This window comes from Actinoallomurus liliacearum, assembly GCF_039542035.1.
Classification (GTDB): domain Bacteria; phylum Actinomycetota; class Actinomycetes; order Streptosporangiales; family Streptosporangiaceae; genus Actinoallomurus; species Actinoallomurus liliacearum.
Map to the genome: position 1 here is coordinate 435216 of NZ_BAABHJ010000008.1, position 15737 is coordinate 450952.

At 71.0% G+C, this 15737-nt stretch carries 14 protein-coding genes; 8 read left to right on the forward strand and 6 right to left on the reverse strand.

Annotated elements, in window-relative coordinates; translation table 11 throughout:
• Nucleotides 1-96: 96 nt before the first annotated feature.
• From ABD978_RS16750 to ABD978_RS16765, 4 genes are all read left to right on the forward strand, one after another.
• Nucleotides 97-1446, forward strand: coding sequence for a sensor histidine kinase (locus ABD978_RS16750; protein WP_345354557.1), 1350 nt, complete (start codon nt 97-99; stop codon nt 1444-1446).
• On the forward strand, nt 1443-2126 hold the full coding sequence (locus ABD978_RS16755) for a response regulator transcription factor (RefSeq protein WP_345354559.1): 684 nt from the start codon (nt 1443-1445) through the stop codon (nt 2124-2126). The genes ABD978_RS16750 and ABD978_RS16755 overlap by 4 nt, the downstream gene beginning before the upstream one ends.
• 79 nt (nt 2127-2205) lie before the next feature.
• On the forward strand, nt 2206-2871 hold the full coding sequence (locus ABD978_RS16760; RefSeq protein WP_345354561.1) for a hypothetical protein: 666 nt from the start codon (nt 2206-2208) through the stop codon (nt 2869-2871).
• A gap of 131 nt (nt 2872-3002) precedes the next feature.
• Complete coding sequence (locus tag ABD978_RS16765) at nt 3003-3581, forward strand: hypothetical protein (RefSeq protein ID WP_345354563.1); 579 nt, start codon at nt 3003-3005, stop codon at nt 3579-3581.
• An 18-nt stretch (nt 3582-3599) separates the two neighbouring features.
• Here the strand turns inward: ABD978_RS16765 and ABD978_RS16770 are convergent, their stop codons facing one another.
• Nucleotides 3600-4472 carry a beta-1,6-N-acetylglucosaminyltransferase gene (locus tag ABD978_RS16770; protein WP_345354565.1) on the reverse strand — a complete coding sequence of 291 codons (873 nt, stop codon included), beginning with the start codon at nt 4470-4472 and terminating at the stop codon, nt 3600-3602.
• A gap of 172 nt (nt 4473-4644) precedes the next feature.
• Between ABD978_RS16770 and ABD978_RS16775 the strand changes: the two genes are divergently transcribed.
• Genes ABD978_RS16775 through ABD978_RS16785 form a run of 3 tightly spaced genes read left to right on the forward strand, consistent with a single transcriptional unit; the run spans nt 4645 to nt 6883 of the window.
• Nucleotides 4645-5886 carry a hypothetical protein gene (locus tag ABD978_RS16775; protein WP_345354567.1) on the forward strand — a complete coding sequence of 414 codons (1242 nt, stop codon included), beginning with the start codon at nt 4645-4647 and terminating at the stop codon, nt 5884-5886.
• A complete protein-coding gene (gene pssD / locus ABD978_RS16780) occupies nt 5883-6332 on the forward strand; it encodes a PssD/Cps14F family polysaccharide biosynthesis glycosyltransferase (protein WP_345354569.1) in 450 nt (149 codons plus the stop codon). The genes ABD978_RS16775 and pssD overlap by 4 nt, the downstream gene beginning before the upstream one ends.
• Complete coding sequence (locus ABD978_RS16785) at nt 6329-6883, forward strand: glycosyltransferase (protein WP_345354571.1); 555 nt, start codon at nt 6329-6331, stop codon at nt 6881-6883. The genes pssD and ABD978_RS16785 overlap by 4 nt, the downstream gene beginning before the upstream one ends.
• 85 nt (nt 6884-6968) lie before the next feature.
• Here the strand turns inward: ABD978_RS16785 and ABD978_RS16790 are convergent, their stop codons facing one another.
• The 5 genes from ABD978_RS16790 to ABD978_RS16810 form a co-directional block, all read right to left on the reverse strand.
• Nucleotides 6969-8066 (reverse strand): glycoside hydrolase family 26 protein, encoded by a 1098-nt coding sequence (locus ABD978_RS16790; RefSeq protein WP_345354573.1) that lies wholly within the window; start codon nt 8064-8066, stop codon nt 6969-6971.
• A 109-nt stretch (nt 8067-8175) separates the two neighbouring features.
• Entirely contained in the window at nt 8176-10236 is a 2061-nt protein-coding gene (locus tag ABD978_RS16795; RefSeq protein ID WP_345354575.1) for a fibrinogen-like YCDxxxxGGGW domain-containing protein, read from the reverse strand.
• A gap of 217 nt (nt 10237-10453) precedes the next feature.
• A complete protein-coding gene (locus ABD978_RS16800) occupies nt 10454-11356 on the reverse strand; it encodes a sulfotransferase domain-containing protein (RefSeq protein ID WP_345354577.1) in 903 nt (300 codons plus the stop codon).
• Nucleotide 11357: 1 nt separating this feature from the next.
• On the reverse strand, nt 11358-12947 hold the full coding sequence (locus ABD978_RS16805; RefSeq protein ID WP_345354579.1) for a lipopolysaccharide biosynthesis protein: 1590 nt from the start codon (nt 12945-12947) through the stop codon (nt 11358-11360).
• Nucleotides 12944-14380, reverse strand: coding sequence for an O-antigen ligase family protein (locus ABD978_RS16810; protein ID WP_345354581.1), 1437 nt, complete (start codon nt 14378-14380; stop codon nt 12944-12946). The genes ABD978_RS16805 and ABD978_RS16810 overlap by 4 nt, the downstream gene beginning before the upstream one ends.
• Before the next feature lie 195 nt (nt 14381-14575).
• Between ABD978_RS16810 and ABD978_RS16815 the strand changes: the two genes are divergently transcribed.
• A complete protein-coding gene (locus ABD978_RS16815) occupies nt 14576-15646 on the forward strand; it encodes a hypothetical protein (RefSeq protein ID WP_345354583.1) in 1071 nt (356 codons plus the stop codon).
• Nucleotides 15647-15737 lie beyond the last annotated feature (91 nt).

Below are 15737 nucleotides of genomic sequence, written 5' to 3' on the forward strand. Positions count from 1 at the left end.
GCCCTGCCGTGATGGTTCGTCCCGATAACAGAACCACCCCAGCGGATTCACCGAGCATTTGGAGCGTCGCGGGGCGATCGTCCGTACGGTGGGGGCGTGGACCTCACACGGCTGCGCCGGCGAACGGAAGCGGTTCCACCGTGGGCCGGGGAGGCGATTCTGTGCACGGCCGCCGCTGTGGCGACCGTCTATCGCATCGACACCGCGACGCCGGATGCCGCCGACCGGAGTCCTGACGCATGGGCCTATGGGATCGGACTCGCGATGGCTGCGGCGCTGCCGGTCCGCCGACGCCGCCCGGCCTTGGCGCTCGCCGTCGTCTTCCTGCTGTGGGTGATCTACCACGTCGCGGACTACCCGGGCGGAGCACCGGCCGTACCGGTCTGGATCGCGCTGTACTCGGTGGCCGCCGCGCCACGGCGGAGGATGGGGCTGGCGCTCGCGGGCTGGCTGATCATGTCGGACGCGCTGGCCCGGACGAAGTACACCGGCGTCGGTCTGTTCGACGCGGCGCTCGACGGGTCGACGGTGGTGTTCGTCGCGGCGCTGTTACTGGGCGACTCCGTACGCAGCCGTCGCGCGCGACGCGCCGAGTTCGAGGCCCGGCTGGCGCTACTGGCCGCGCACCGGGACCAGGTCGCCGCGCAGCGGCTCACCGAGGAGCGGATGCGCATCGCCCGCGAACTCCACGACGTGTCCGCGCATACGATCGCCGTGATCAACGTGCAGGCGAGCGTGGCCGCCGAACTGCTGACCGAGGCCCCCGACCAGGCGCGGGAGGCACTCGAGGCGGTCCGGCGGGCCGGTGGCGAGGCGATGGCCGAGATGCGGGCGACCGTCGGCGTCCTGCGGGAGCAGGACGGAGCGGAAGGCGGCATGGAACCCCCGGCTCCGGGCATCGACCGGCTGCCAGACCTGGCCCTGGCCTGGACCGGGGGCGGGCCGCGCGTCGACGTGCGGGTCGAGGGCGAGCGCCGCCCGCTGCCCCGGCTGGTGGAGTTCACGGCCTACCGGATCGCGCAGGAGTCCCTCACCAACGCGTTGCGTCATTCCGACGCCGGCCTGGTGGAGATCGTGGTCCGGTACGACGAGGCCGGGCTCGCTCTGGAGGTCCGCGACGACGGCGGCGGAGGTGACGGCCGCGCCGGCGAACCCGGGTGGGCGCCGGAGGGCGACCGTCGCGTCGGCGAGCGCGAATGGGTGACGGAGGACGACGGCCGTACCGGCGGACCCGGGTGGGTCGCGGAGGGCAACGGCCTGCGGGGCATGGCCGAACGCGCGGCGGGTCTGGGCGGCCGGTTGACCGCGGGCCCGTTCGAGTGGCCCGGCGGCGCGGGTCGGGGGTTCCGCGTGCGCGCCTGGCTGCCGACCCCGGACGACGACCTGACGATACGCAAGAGGGCGTCCCGAGTGGGCGACCGACCACGGGACGAGGAGGCGACATGACGATTCGCGTGCTGGTGGCCGACGACCAGACGCTCGTCCGGACCGGGTTCCGTATCCTCCTCGACCGGGCGGAGGACATCGAGGTCGTCGCGGAGGCCGCCGACGGTGAGGAGGCGGTCGCCCTGACCCGGGCGCACCACCCGGACGTCGTGCTCATGGACGTGCGGATGCCCGGCACGGACGGGCTCGCCGCGACGAGGCGGATCCTCGCCGACGAGCGGACGCCGGGCGTCAGAGTGATCGTCCTGACCACCTTCGACCTGGACCGGTACGTCTTCGCCGCGCTGCACGCGGGGGCCAGCGGCTTCCTGCTCAAGGACATCGACCCCGAGACTCTGCGGCAGGCGGTGCGCACGGTGTTCAACGGGGACGCCCTGCTCGCGCCCCAGGTGACCCGCCGGTTGATCTCGGCGTTCGTGGGGCGGCCGGGCGGGCCGTCGTTCGACCCGGCCCTGTCGGCGGCTCTCACCGACCGGGAGCGCGAAGTCGTGGCGCTCGTCGCCGAGGGTCTGTCCGACCAGGACGTGGGCCGGCGGCTGGGGATGAGTCCCGCGACGGCGAAGACCCACGTCAACCGGGCGATGACCAAGGTGGGCGCGCGAGATCGTGCCCAGCTCGTGGTGTTCGCCTACCGGTCGGGGCTGGCGGTGACGCCACCCGGCGTACCGCCCCGGCGGTAGTTCCGGTACCGCGACGGCCGTATCGGATCGCGTCGCGAGGCCGATGGAATCCACGGCGCCGCTCCCTAGCGTTGCCTGCGTGGTCATTCACTCGGGTAAGGGAGAAACGATGCACCCGGTTTTCCGGACCATCGCCGGTGTCTGCCTCGTCATGGGCCCGGCGCTCCAGGGAATTTCGACTTTCTATTGGACCGACCGCTATCAGGGCATCACCGCCGGAACTCTCATCGTGGCCGCGACGACCTGCTGGCTCGTCGGTCTCGTCGCGGTGTACCGCCTCATCGAGCCGCGAGTGCCGCGATACGCGGCGATCGCGCTGCCGGTCGCGATCTACGGGTGCGTCGGCGGAGCCTCGTTCGGGCTGCAGGGAATGCATGAGGAACTGTTCAACGTCTCGCACACCGAGGCGGTGCGCCTGATCGAGCAGCATCCCGCGGCGGCGTACGTGACGTTCTGGTTCGCCGGTCCGGCCTTTCCGCTCAGCCTTTTCGTCCTCGGTGTCGTGCTCACCCGGATCCGGGCGGTCCCCTGGCCGATCGGCGTCCTGCTGTTCGGCAGCGCCATCGCGTTCCCGATCAGTCGAGTACCGCGCGAAATCGCGATAGCCCACCTCGCGGACCTCGCGCTCCTGGTGCCTTTCGCCTATCTCGGGGCTCGGATCGTGATGGGGCATCTGGCCATGGCAGCCGCGCCGGGCCACTCGACGGCCGCTTTGCCGGATTCGCCGATGAGCACACGACAATGAACGGGCAATGATTCGGCCGCTCACCGCTCGGAACGTGATCCGAATATCCGTTCCGGGTACGCCCGCCCACCGGACCGTTCGCGTCCGGCAGCAGCGACTCGCAGGGGTGGGGAATGATTCGACGGGGCACCTTGGGCGCATCGATCGGTGAGAAGGCCGTGTTCTACCGCAGGGCGGGCGTCTGCGTCCTGACGGTCGGCCTCGGCCTGACCTGGCTCTCCTCCGCCGCCGAGGCCGCCCGGATACCGGTGGGCCGGCAAATGCGTCTCGTCACGGATCACAACAGCGACGGGAACGGCCACCACAACGCCACAGCCATGTCGGTGCGGAGTCCTATTCGCAATCGCGGCTATCAGCACACCACCAACCGGAATGCCGGGGGTGTCAGTGACGCACAGAATGGGTTGTGCCACAACGTTCGGGTCTGCAATCTGACGCAGAAGGTGACCATCGTGAGCCCGGAGCGGCCCGCCCATCCGGCGGAAGCCGCCGCACCGCAGACCCCGCCCGCGCAGCCGCAGGCCGCACCCTCACAGAACGCGCCCTCGCCCGCCGGCTCATTCCTGTACATGGGCCCGTACGGCCTGATGCTGGCGGGCGGCGGCTCGAGCGGGCCGGCCGCTCCGGGCGAGGCCGGCCGCCCGGTCGCTCCCGGCGCGGCCGGCGGCCCGGCGTGGTGGCTTAACTGTGCGGCCGGTTTCTTCTCGTGACCCCGCCGGCCCGGACCGTCAGGACACGGGACCGCGGTCGGCGGCGAGCTGGTCGAGCAGGTCGGGGACCTCGGGGTGCGCGGTGACGTCGACCTTGCGGGCGAAGAACGCGTCGCTGGCCCGGAGCTCGTCCAGGTGCGCCGCGGTGATCAGGTCGGGATGGCTCGCGTCGGCGCCCCACCGGATGAACCGCTTGCTGTCGTTCGCGACCGAGCGGGCGGGCCGCGCGTTCAACGCCATCGAGCAGATGAACGTCTCGTCCGGGATCGGCGCGTACCGCAGATAGCCCAGCAGGCGGTCGGCCAGCGGGTCGGCCAGCATGCCGTGCACGGTCGGCGCGGAGAGGTTGAACCACATGTCGCCGACGTACAGCCCCACCCCGTCCCGGTAGGGATGCCGCCGCGGGACCGGCAGCGGCACCGATCGGTGGGTGCCGGGCAGCCGCCGTTTGCGCAGGTACCGCCGCCGCGTCACCCCCTGCCAGGGGTCGGTGTCTGCCGCCGGATCGGAGGTCACGGCGAAGTGCCGTAGGTACGCGTCGTACGGCGAGGCCGCGAGCTCCTTCTCGATCGCGGTGATGGGCCGGATCGGATAGTCCTGGCCGGAGACGAGGAGCGCCCAGGAGAAGTCCGGGATGTTGGCCGCCACCCAGCGCAGCGACCGCCACTGCGCCTCGACCAGGGAAAGCCGCCCCCACTGGCCGGGCCGGGCGTCTGGGACGAGCGCGACGTTCGAGGACGGGCGGAGCGTCAGCGGCTCACCGCTCGGGTCGTGGTGGACCACCGCGACCGTGTCGACGCCGCCGCGGATCCGGTCCACGAGCCGGGCGACCTGTCCGGGATTCCGGTGCGACAGCACGATCACGACCAGCGGCCCACCGCCCATGCCCATCCCGCGCCCTTCACCGTGAATTCACGCTCGTCGTTGCGTGACCGAGGGTACTCAGGTTCCGGAAATGCGGTGACGCGTCCGATGATGAAAGGCCGATTACGGTAAAGTGCCGGGAAAGTTGGAGTCGGTCACCGGGGCGGATCCGGGCTGATCAAGGGCACCAGGGGGCGCAGTGCTCCGCGCACTTGTCGAACGGCTGTGGCTGCCCGAGCCGGAGTCTTCGGGGTGGCCGGTCCGGGTCACGTCGGGCGAGGTTCCGCCGGGACACCGCGTGGTCGAGCGCTACGCCGTGGTCCCCTCCCCGGAGCGTCCGCGTTTCCTCGTCCCCCTCGACGGCCGGGCCGTGGCCGCCGGCAGCCTCACTCACTACAACGGGCTGCGCTGGGCCCGCCTCCGCGTCCCGCGTACGGTGCTGGGCGTCGGCTTCCGTACCGGGGTCGCTCCGCTCCTGCTGCGCCACCGGCTGCTCGTGTGCGTGCCCGAGGACCTCCCGCCCGCCGAGCTGGGCGACTACCTGCTGAGCGCGCACCTGGGACGCGTGCTCGGCCTGCCGCAGCCGGCGCTGGGGATCGGCGTCCGGCCGCCCGATCCCAACCTGAAGCCGACGCTCCAGCTCTTCGGCGCCGACGGCGCCCCCGTGGGCTACGCCAAGGTCGGCTGGAACCCCGCCACCCGGGAGATGACCCGACGGGAGGCGGCCGCGATCGCCGCGGTCACCGAGGCGCCGGCGAACGGCATCCGCGTGCCGCGGCTGCTGCACCACGGTCCGTGGCGCGACTACGACCTCACCGTCACGGCGCCGCTGCCGCCGCGGATCCGCCGCTACCGCGAGGCCGACCGGCCGCCGCCGGTCGCCTGCGACGATGTCCTTCCCGACCAACCGACCCCGACCGACCTCCCGGGCCCGTTCGCCGCCCGTACGGCGAAGCTGGCCGACTCGGCCTTCTGGCGCGCGCTGCGAGCGGAGGCCGCCGTACTGGCCGCCGACGACGAGGAACCACGCCTCGCGGCACTGGTCACCGCGCACTGCGACGAGCTCGAACGCGAGCACGGCGGCACCCCGCTGCGGGTCGGCCGCTGGCACGGCGACTGGGTGCCCTGGAACATGGGCCGGTACGCCGGTGACCTGTACGTCTGGGACTGGGAGCACAGCGCCGAAGAGGTACCGGTGGGCTTCGACCACCTGCACTGGAGGTTCCAGGACGCGCTGGTGCTGCGCGGCCGGCCGCTGGCCGAGGCGGTCGCCGCCGTACGGGCCGCCGCCGAGAACGAGCTCCCCCACGACCACCGCCGGCTACTCGGGCGGCTCTACCTGCTGGAGATGTTCATGCGGACCTACCACCTCAAGCGGCTGGGCGGCGGCTGGAACCCCGCCCTCCATCCGGCCATGCTCGAGGTACTGGAGGAACGATGAGGGTCCTCCTGGTCTGCTCGACCGGTGGGCATCTGACCCAGCTGCACCGGCTGCGGCCCTGGTGGTCCGAGCACGAGCGGATGTGGGTGACGTTCGAGAAGGCCGACGCCTCCTCCCTCCTCGCGGACGAGCAGGTGACCTGGGCCTACCATCCGACGACCCGCAACATCCCCAACCTGCTGCGCAACCTGTGGCTCGCGCTCCGGCTCGTCCCGCGCTACAAGCCGGATGTGATCGTCAGCTCGGGCGCGGGCGTCGCCGTGCCGTTCTTCGTCCTGGGGAAGCTGCTGCGCCGGCGCACCGTGTACCTCGAGGTGTACGACCGCATCGACTCCGGAACGCTCACGGGCCGTCTCTGCTATCCGATCGCGGACCTGTTCCTGCTGCAGTGGGAGGAACAGCGGGCGCGCTACCCGAAGGGCACCGTCGTGGGGCAGCTCCTTTGACCGGCCAGGACAAGCCGCTGGTGTTCGTGACCGTGGGCACCGACCATCACCGGTTCGACCGGTTGATGGGCTGGATGGAGCAGTGGCTCGCGGCGAACGGTCACGTCCGCTGCGTCGTGCAGCACGGCCCGGCCGACCCTCCGGTGGGCGCAGAATGTCACGACTTCCTGCCCCACGCGGACATGCAGACGCTGTTCCGGCAGGCGACCGCCGTCGTCTGCCAGGGCGGCCCCGGCTCGATCACCGAGAGCCGGCAGGCGGGCCGGCTGCCGATCGTGGTGCCCCGGATCGCGCGGCTGGACGAGGTCGTCGACGACCACCAGGTACGGTTCTCCCGGCACGTCGCGACCTTCGGCAAGGTGGCCCTCGCCGAGTCCGCCGAGAGCCTGCACGCCCACCTGGACCGCGCCCTGGCCGACCCGGCGGAGTACGCCGTGCCGGACGAGGCCGACGAGACGGCGCCCGCGGTCGCGCGGTTCGGGCGACTGGTGGACGAGCTCGTCGCCACGCCCCGGCGCCGCCGCCGGCCCCGTCCCGACACGACGGGTTAGCCGCGCGCTCCCGGCGACGTCCTCGGACGTTCTTCCGGGCGGGCGCGGCACTGCCGTGCGCTCAGAGGCGCATGATCGCCGACGGTCAGTGGCCGGAGGTGTTGAGGTAGGTGTCCCGGCCCGCCGCCGCGTACGAGCCGAGCATGCCCGGGCCGTTGTCGACCTTCAGGTTGCAGCCCGGCCCCGCGTCGAACCTGATCAGCCCGGCGATGTTCGGGTACTTGCCGCGCAGCACGCCGGGGATCTCGCGGTACCACTGGATCGAGCGCTTCGGATCCGCCGGGTCGTACTGCGTGCCGTACTCCGGGAGGATGAACGGCTTCTTGGCGAGCCCGTGCTGCTGGAAGAAGCGGTACGTCGGCCCGACCTTCTCGTCGAACGAGTGCCACGGCCCGTTGTGGCACTTGTAGAAGTTGTACGGGTCCCAGCCCACCCAGTCGACGTACGCGTCACCGGGATAGGAGTCGAGCATCCGCTGCGGGTTGACCCCGCTCATCGTGCCGGTGGTGACCCACACCCACACGACGTTCTTGACGCCGGCCCGCTGGAAGACGTCATGGACGTGCCGGGCGGCCGCGACGTACTCCGCCGGGCTGCCCTTCATCTCGCCCTTGTTCTGGTGCCGGTCCATCTCCGGGTCGAAGGACATGAAGACCTTCTTCCCGTAGGCCCGTACGCGCTCGGCCACCGGCTCGACCACGGACTTGTCGTAGGCGCCGGCCGCGATGTCGCGCCACTTGTAGCTCTGCTGCTTCTGGTAGACCTTGCTCTCCCAGGCGAAGAACAGCAGCCGGGACCCGCCGAGCACGCGTTCGGAGGCGTCCGGGAAACGGCCTGGTCCGGCGGCGTTGGACCAGTCGTGGAAGCGCAGGACGATGTCGAAGCGCCGGCCGACCTTGCCCTCGATGTCGGTGACGGCCGAGGTGAGGGACTTGCCCTGCACCGAGTAGATGCCCCAGTAGGCGCCGCACTTGGGCATGAGCTTGGCGTCGGCGCCGCAGTCTCCGCCCGCCGCCGCCGACCGGCCCTCCGCGAGGGTGGCCGCCCGCGCGTTCGTGGCCGACTTGCCGCCCTTCGAGCCGTCGTTGCCGGCCGCGGAGCCGCAGGCGGACAGGACGGTGCCCGCGCCGACCAGCGCCACCGCCGACAGGGCGATGGCGCGACCGCGTGCTCTGATCCTCATGCCTTCAAGCCTCCCATTCCCGCCGGTCCTAAGCGGGAACGGGGAATCACCCGGTGGGTGATTCCCCGATCACGATGCGGAAAGTGACCGCGCCCGGCCCGGAGCCGGGTCAGGGGCAGAACCGGCCGAACCCGCCGAGCCACTGGTAGGCGGAGCCGTTCCAGGAGCCGCTCTTCAGGTCGCCACCGGCCCACATGCACCCATTGTTGTCCTTCACGAGCGCCCACACGCCGTTTCCGGCCCGCGACGCGAAGGAGGGGTTCCAGTTGGGCAGGTACTTACCGGTCTTGGCGTCCCACGCGCCGACCATGTTGAGCCGGTGCACGTTGGAGTAGCCGCCGGTCTTCGGGTCCGGGTACGTCCAGCCGTCGGTGTAGTCGAAGTCGAAACCGTGCGACCCGGCGTACAGGACACCGTTGATCTCGACGGACGCCTGGAAGTCACCGCCCGAGCGGGCGAGATTGCCGCCGATCTTGTTGTTGAAGTCCCGGTCGTAGACCTGCAGGTCGTGCTCTGACCCGCCCATCCAGACGCGGTCGCCGACCTCGAGGATCGTCTGGCGGTACGGCTTGCTGGGGTCGTCGATGCTGGGGATCCACTTCTGGTCGCCCAGCCCCGAGATGTGGCCGCCCGGCGCCGCCGTGCTGACGATCGCGAAGTCCTTGAGCGGCACCTCCTTCTGCTTGCCCATGTGCTGCATGCGGCCGCCGAAGTAGACGCGGTCCCCCTGCGAGCTGGCGTCGAGGGAGTACACGCCGGCGTCGAAGAACGGGTTCCAGGTGGTGTCCGGGGTGCCGTCGGTCACCTTGACGCGCGCCGCGCCGCCGACCCAGAACGGCGACTTGTTGATCGTCGTTCCGCCCGCGATGTGGTCGAACGTGCCGCCGATGTAGAGCCAGCCGTCCTGGATGTCCATCGCCCGGCCGCGCGGCACGGCATTGTTCCGGATCAGGCTCGCCTTCCAGGTGGACAGCGGCGCGCCCGTCTTCAGGTCGAGCGCGGCGAGGCCCGCCGTGTTGGCGACGCCGTTCACGTTGGTGAAGTCACCGGAGACGAAGAGCTTGTCGCTGGTCCCCTTGATCGCCCAGACCTCGCCGTTGAGCTTGGGCCGGAACCCGGTCTTCCACTCGCCGGTGCTCGTGTCGAAGGCCGCGAGGTAGGACTGCTCGACCTTCTCGCCGGCGGCCGGGGTGGCGCCCTTCTGCACGTACTGGAACTCGCCGCCGACGTAGAGGGTGCTTCCGACGACGCCGAGGGCGTGAACCTCGATGTGGTTCTCACCGGTCTGGCCGCTGACGACGCCGGTCACGCCCCACGGGCTCGTCGAGGTCTTGTTGCTGAGCAGCTTCGGCGTGGCCGGGGCCGGTCCGCCGGTCGAGGTCGTGATCTTGGGACGGATCCAGACCTGCGTGAAGGGGGTGGGCAGACCGCTGGAAGTGCCCTTCCAGAGGTAGCTGCTCGCGCTGGTCGACGCGCCGGAGACGCTCGTCGTGGCGTACGCGAAGCCCTTCTTCCACGAGTCGTTCGCGCTCTTGACGGTCGACAGCGAGTTGTACGGGCGCAGCACCACGTCGGACTTCTTGATGCTGTCGGTGTACCCGCCGCTGTAGGACGTGCCGTCGAAGTCGGCCGAGCTCAACGGGAGCCCGCCGTCGAAGGTCCACGACCAGTCGGCCAGGTCCTTGAACTGCAGCGAGGCGTCCTGCCAGGAGGTGCCTGTGGAGTTCTTGGCGCGGTGCAGCCGGACCCCGTCGATCGGGCCGCCGTTGAACAGCGCGTTGATGGTGTCGCCGGGGACCGTCGCGGGCGAGAACGCGGCGGTGCCGGTGGGCGTGTTGCGCACGTTGGACGCGCTGCCCTGCCCGGCGTAGTGGAAGTTCCAGTTCTCCCGGCCACGGCCGACGAGGACCCAGCCCCCGCCGTCGGTGGTCATGTCGCAGTAGAACTGCTGGGCACTGCTCATCCGAGGCGTCTTCAGCCAGTACAGGCCGGTGGTGCTCTTCGGATAGTCCTGCTTGACGGCCCAGCAGGACAGCGCGGCGGCACCGGAGGACTTGCCGTCCGGCGCGCCCGCGCTGGCCCAGTTGGGGACGAAGATGACGCCGGCGGCGACCAGGGCGGCCGCACCGGCGACCAAGGGGGTCTTGCGCGCAGGCAGACGGAATGCCATGAACTCTCCCGCGGAGTAAAGCGGCGAGCAGAGGGGCTCGGGGGATAAACAATCTGCGGCACAGAGAAGCTGGCGCAGGAACGTGGCAAAATTAGTGCAACGGCCACGCGTTGTCAACGAGAGTAATCATTTCGCTATTACCGGTAATTGGCCCCGAGAAAATCGGCAGGACCGGTAAACCACCGGCGCGGGTCGTGCGTCGCCCCGGCCCGCCACGTCAGGCCGACCAGGAGTACTCCTCGCCCAGCAGCTCGTACAGGGCCCGGTTGTGCGGGCGATAGAACTCGGTGAGCCGCTCCTTGGTGTCCGGATTCATCGGCGGCGCCGGGAGATGGTTGTGCCTCTCGGCAATCTTCAGCGGATGTGCAGGAAGCCCCAAGAATTCGGTGACCCGGTCCACGGCCGCCTGCTCGTTCGCGTACAGGTCCTCCGCCGGCATGATGAGGAACTGTTCCCGGGGGAAGACGGAGAACCAGTTCTCCAGTTGCGGCCGGTAGATGCCGCGGTCCCGGTAGGTGTAGAAGTCGTGCGCCCGGCTGTAGTACATCGGGTCGGCGGCCATCTTCTCGCGCTCGCCGCGCAGCCGCTCCGGCTCGGCCGCCAGGGCGTCCTCGAAGCTCAGGTCCTCGACGCCGTCCCCCACCCGCTCCCAGTAGTGGGAGTAGGCACGCTTCACCGGATCGCGCAGCGTCACGATGATCTTCACGTCCGGGGTGCGGGCGCGCACCCGCTCCGGCACCGGCGGGTAGTACATGTAATACGGGCAGGCTTCCCCGGTGACGGGCCGGGGACCGCCGAGGCTCTGCTGGACCCGGTCCAGTTCCTCCTCGGTGGCGAAGTGCGAGCGGTACCAGGCGTCGCCCTTGTCATAGTTGACGTAGTAGTAGCCGGGGCTCTTGACCCCGCGCGACGCCGGATACATCGGCATGACCAGCGGGTGCTGGATGAGGTAGTTCCACAGCGAGGTCGTGCCGCCGCGCTTGGTGCCGATGATGAGGAAGTCCGGCAGATGACGCCGGTCGGCGGTCCGCACGGCGTACGCGCGCGTCGTCGCGTTCGCCGCGTCCTTCACCCAGCGTGGCGAGCGGTCCTTCGCCCACCCGACGAACCCGGTCGACACGTCAGCCCTCCTCCTTCGCGTCCGCGCGCCCGCGTGACCGCAGCGCCCCGAACATCACATCGGCGTGCAGCACATGCCGCAGCCGCCACAGCACGGCACCGTAGCCGCAGGTGGCCAGGACCGCGTACGCCGCGAACGCCACCAGGCCGGTGCCCAGGAGCATCCGCAGCACCACGCCCAGGCCACCGAACCACACCAGTGCCCAGATTCCGACGGGCGCGAGCGTCCGCGTCCGCAGCCGCAGGCCCATGAGATAGCGCACCTGCACGACGGCCAGCAGGTTGTCCACGAGCATCGACACGCCCCACGCGACGGCGGCGCCGATGATGCCGTACGGCGGCACCAGCAGCAGGTGCAGCACCACCATGAGGATCACGACGACGGCCTTGTCGAGCAGGTTCCACGAGCTCTTGCCGCCCATGAGCAGGACCGTCTGCACGTTGCCGGTCGCCAGCACCAGCGCCATGGCCGAGGCGAGGATCGCCATGGCCCCGGCGCCGCCGCGGAAGTCCGTGCCGAACAGCGTGAGGACGAACGGCCCGAACACCGCGAGGGCGAGGTACAGCGGCCAGGAGGCGGCGACGACCCAGCCGGTGGCGACCGCGTTCAGGTCCTCGGCCTGCCGGGTCTCCCCCCGGGCGAGCAGGGCGGCGATCTGCGGTGCGACGGCGAGCCGCGTGGCCGCCAGCACGAGGGTCCCGGTCGTGATGAACCGGCCCGCGGTGGCGTAGACGCCCGCGTCATGGCTGGACACCATCGCGCTGACCAGCGGCACGCCCAGCCAGGTCACGACGATCTCGAGCATGGCCGCCACGCCGCGCAGCCCGGAGAAGGCCCAGAACTCCCGGACCGCCGAACGCGCCGCGCGGTCGGGCGGGGCCTGCTCCTCCGCTTCCGCGTGCTGTTCGGTCTCCGCGCGGCGGACCAGCCGCCACAGGATCGCGACCGCCGCCACGAACGTCAGTCCGATCGGCAGCGACCAGGCGACCATGACCCCGCCGGCGCCGTACCCGAGGGCGGCGACGGCGATGACCAGCACCGGCCGGCTGAGCGGCGTGATGACGTTCGCCTGGACGGTGAACGCGGCCAGGCTGCCCAGGCCGCGGGTGCCCGACAGGGCGACGTTGCGAACCGCGGACACGGCCAGGACGGGCCCGCAGACCCGCAGCAGGAGGACCGCGTCGTCATGGTGCGCGGCGTCGACGAGCAGCCCGGCCAGCCAGGGCGCCAGCGCGAACACCGCCAGCCCGGTGACCGCGCCGACCGCCAGGACCGGGACCAGCGCCGCGACGACGACCCGGCGAAGGTCACCGATCCGGCCGAGGGCGCGCAGGCGCGCCGTGCTGCGCACCAGTCCGGTGTCGGCGCCCAGCTCGGTGACCTCGGTGAGGATCATGAAGAGCGCGACGACCGTGAAGAAGACGCCGGTCTGCGCCGGGCCCAGCACCCGCGCGACGACGACGGTCAGCAGGAAACCCGCCATGGCCGCGACGAGGGAGCCGACCAGCCCGATCGCCCCGCCGCGCGCGAACTCCCGGAAGTGCGAGCGCCCCACGCGGTCGTCCCGCGTGGCCTCGGCCTGGGTGGTCAATCGTCGTCCTCTCCCTGGCTCCAGGTCGGCCCCGGCGTGTACCGGCTCCAGCCGGACAGGACGTCCGGCCGGGCGAGGCCGGTCCCGGGCCGTCGGCGGGGCGGGGTGAGCGGCGCCGCCTCCGGGCCGGCCGCCGTCTCCCGCATCACGAGCGCCGACGCCACGAAGATCACCACGAGCTGGGAGCCGTCCAGCCCGTAGTAGAACATCATGAACGAGGCCATGACCGTCACGACGTGCAGCCACAGCAGCGCGCCCGGCGCGGCCCGCGTCCGCAGGGGAAGCGACCACAGCCAGGCGCAGAACAGGATCAGCGCCACGAAGCCGAACGAGAACATGACGTTCCAGAACTGGCCCTGGGTGCCGACCGAGATGCTGAGGGTGAGCGACGGGCGCGGCGCGCCGTAGCCGATGAACGGCGACTGCAGCGTGCGCTCGAACGCCTCCCGGTAGATGGTCGCCCGGCCCGCGTTCGTGGAGCTGTACTGGGTGCGGCTGCCGATGCTCTGCCCGACCCCGAGCGCCGAGGCCGTCGCCAGACCGATCCCCAGCAGGACGAGCACCGCCGCGAGCCACTTGACCTGGCCGCGGAAGCCGAACCGGAGGGCGGCGTAGACCACGCCGACGCCGACCGCCAGGAACATCCCGCGGTTCAGGGTGCTGAAGGCGGGGACCAGCGAGGCGAGGAGCAGGACGGTGACCGCCTGCCGCCGCCACCGGACGGCCGCCGTGCGCATGTACAGGATCGCGAACGGGACCAGCAGCGCGAAGTGGCTCCCCCACGTGTTGGTGTACGGGAACGGCGCGCTGGGCCGGTTGTACGCCCGCGGCGCTCCCCATGGCCGCTGTACCTCGGCGAACTTGGGGTGGACCAGGTCCTTCACGTAGTCGTTGCCGGCGATCGACCCCGGCAGCAGGCTCTGCATGGGCGTGCTGATCGACCCGTTGGGCAGGACGACGCCCAGGTAGCCGCCTGCCACCACCCAGACCCAGAACAGCACCATGAGACCGATGGCCCGGGACAGCGGCAGCGCGCGGCGCGAGGAGTTGTAGACGTAGAGGAAGAAGACGGTGGCCGCGGCGTAGTTCATGAACCGGAAGACGAAGCCGATCATGCGGCCCGCGGAGTCCAGCTGGGTCCCCGCGAACGTCATCCAGATCAGGAACAGCAGCCACAGCCCGAAGCCGGGCGGCACGCGCAGGCCGCGCCGCAGCAGCAGGATGCCGAACATCGGCAGCGCGGCCAGGTCCGCGGCGAACCCGCCGAGCCCCAGCACCCACAGCAGCGGGTAGCCCGCGAAGAAGGCCGCGAACGGCCATGTCGGCAGCTCCTGCCCCCACGACGGCTCGTCGGCGGAGGAGGGCGAGGAGGACGTGTCGGGGGCGCCGCGCCGGGACGCCGATCGTGCGCCGAAGGGACTCAAGGCGGTCACGAGGCGGTCAGGCCCGCCGGCCGGAAGGCGTGCTCGGCGGGGCACTCCTGGCCGCCGGAACCGCCGCTTCGTACCCGTTCGACACCGACAGCTCCTTAGACTGCTTGTCCCGCCGCCACGCCGGCAGGAGTTTACCGGGGGCGGCCCCGGGCCTTACCTTCTCAGAGACTTCAGTGGGGAGATCCGGGAATCAGCATGCCCATCCGCCTGTCTCGCGCGCCGTCGGCGGTCCTGGCCGCGCTCTGCGTCTTCTGGCCGACCGCCGCCACCGCCCGGGTCGGCGCGGACCCTGGGCCCATCGACGCGCAGGTCGTCGAGGTCGTGGCCGACCCGGCCATCACCCAGGCGAGCGGGCTGGCGACCAGCGAGAACGGCCGCATCCTCTACAGCCACGAGGACTCGGGCCGCTCCACGGACGTCTTCGGGCTCGACGCCAAGGGCAAGGCGCAGTTCACGGTACGCCTGCCGGCGGGGTCCAACCAGGACTGGGAGGACATCTCCGCGGTCCGGCTGCGCAGTGGCAAGCGGGCCATCTACCTCGGCGACATCGGCGACGCGCTCCGCGTCCGCCAGACCGCGAAGAAGTCCGGCCGGCGTGACTACGCGGTGCTGAAGTTCGACGAGCCGCCCGCGAACTCCACCGGCCAGGTCAGCCCGGCCGGTCTGGAGACCTACCATCTCCGGTACGCCGACGGCGTCCCCGGGCGCAACGCCGAGACGCTGCTCGTCCAGCCGGGCACCGGCCGCGTCTTCGTCGTCACCAAGACCGAGACCGCCCAGCAGGTCGCGTCACTGTGGGAGGCGCCGGCGAGCCTGAACCCGCAGGGCGTCAACCTCCTGCGCAAGGTCCTCGACGTACCGGTCACCAGGGCGTCCGGAGGCGACTTCTCCCCCACCGGCGACCGCGTCGTCATCCGCAACGACGACACCGCGTACGTCTGGTGGATCAACGACGGCGACGTGGCCAAGTCCCTGACGGAGAAGCCGGCGGAGGTCCTCCTGCCCCAGCAGCAACAGGGCGAGGGCGTGACCTTCACGCCGGACGGCCACTCCCTGCTGGTGAACTCCGAGGGCGTCGGCCAGCCCATCTGGCGCGTCCCGCTGCCCAGCTCGGTCAATGCGGAGACCACGCCGCTGCCCGGCCGGCAGAGCGCCGGTCCCGCCGGCTCGGGGCAGGACACCACTCTCATCGCGATGGCCATCGGCGGGGCGGCCTTCGTCCTCGCGGTCGTGCTCATCGGTTTCCACATCCGGCGACGCACCTAGTTCTCGGTCGCCTGCGGTTCTGCGCGAGCGCAGGTTAGGCCAAGCCCGGCAAGGTATGTTATGGCGGTCTCATAGACCTTCGGCGAAGGGG

Coding starts and splice junctions, on each gene's coding strand:
- ABD978_RS16755 (WP_345354559.1), top strand. CDS start 1,443: ATGACGATTCGCGTGCTGGTGGCCGACGACCAGACGCTCGTCCGGACC.
- ABD978_RS16770 (WP_345354565.1), bottom strand. CDS start 4,472: ATGGGCATGGGCGGTGGGCCGCTGGTCGTGATCGTGCTGTCGCACCGG.
- pssD (WP_345354569.1), top strand. CDS start 5,883: ATGAGGGTCCTCCTGGTCTGCTCGACCGGTGGGCATCTGACCCAGCTG.
- ABD978_RS16790 (WP_345354573.1), bottom strand. CDS start 8,066: ATGAGGATCAGAGCACGCGGTCGCGCCATCGCCCTGTCGGCGGTGGCG.
- ABD978_RS16795 (WP_345354575.1), bottom strand. CDS start 10,236: ATGGCATTCCGTCTGCCTGCGCGCAAGACCCCCTTGGTCGCCGGTGCG.
- ABD978_RS16815 (WP_345354583.1), top strand. CDS start 14,576: ATGCCCATCCGCCTGTCTCGCGCGCCGTCGGCGGTCCTGGCCGCGCTC.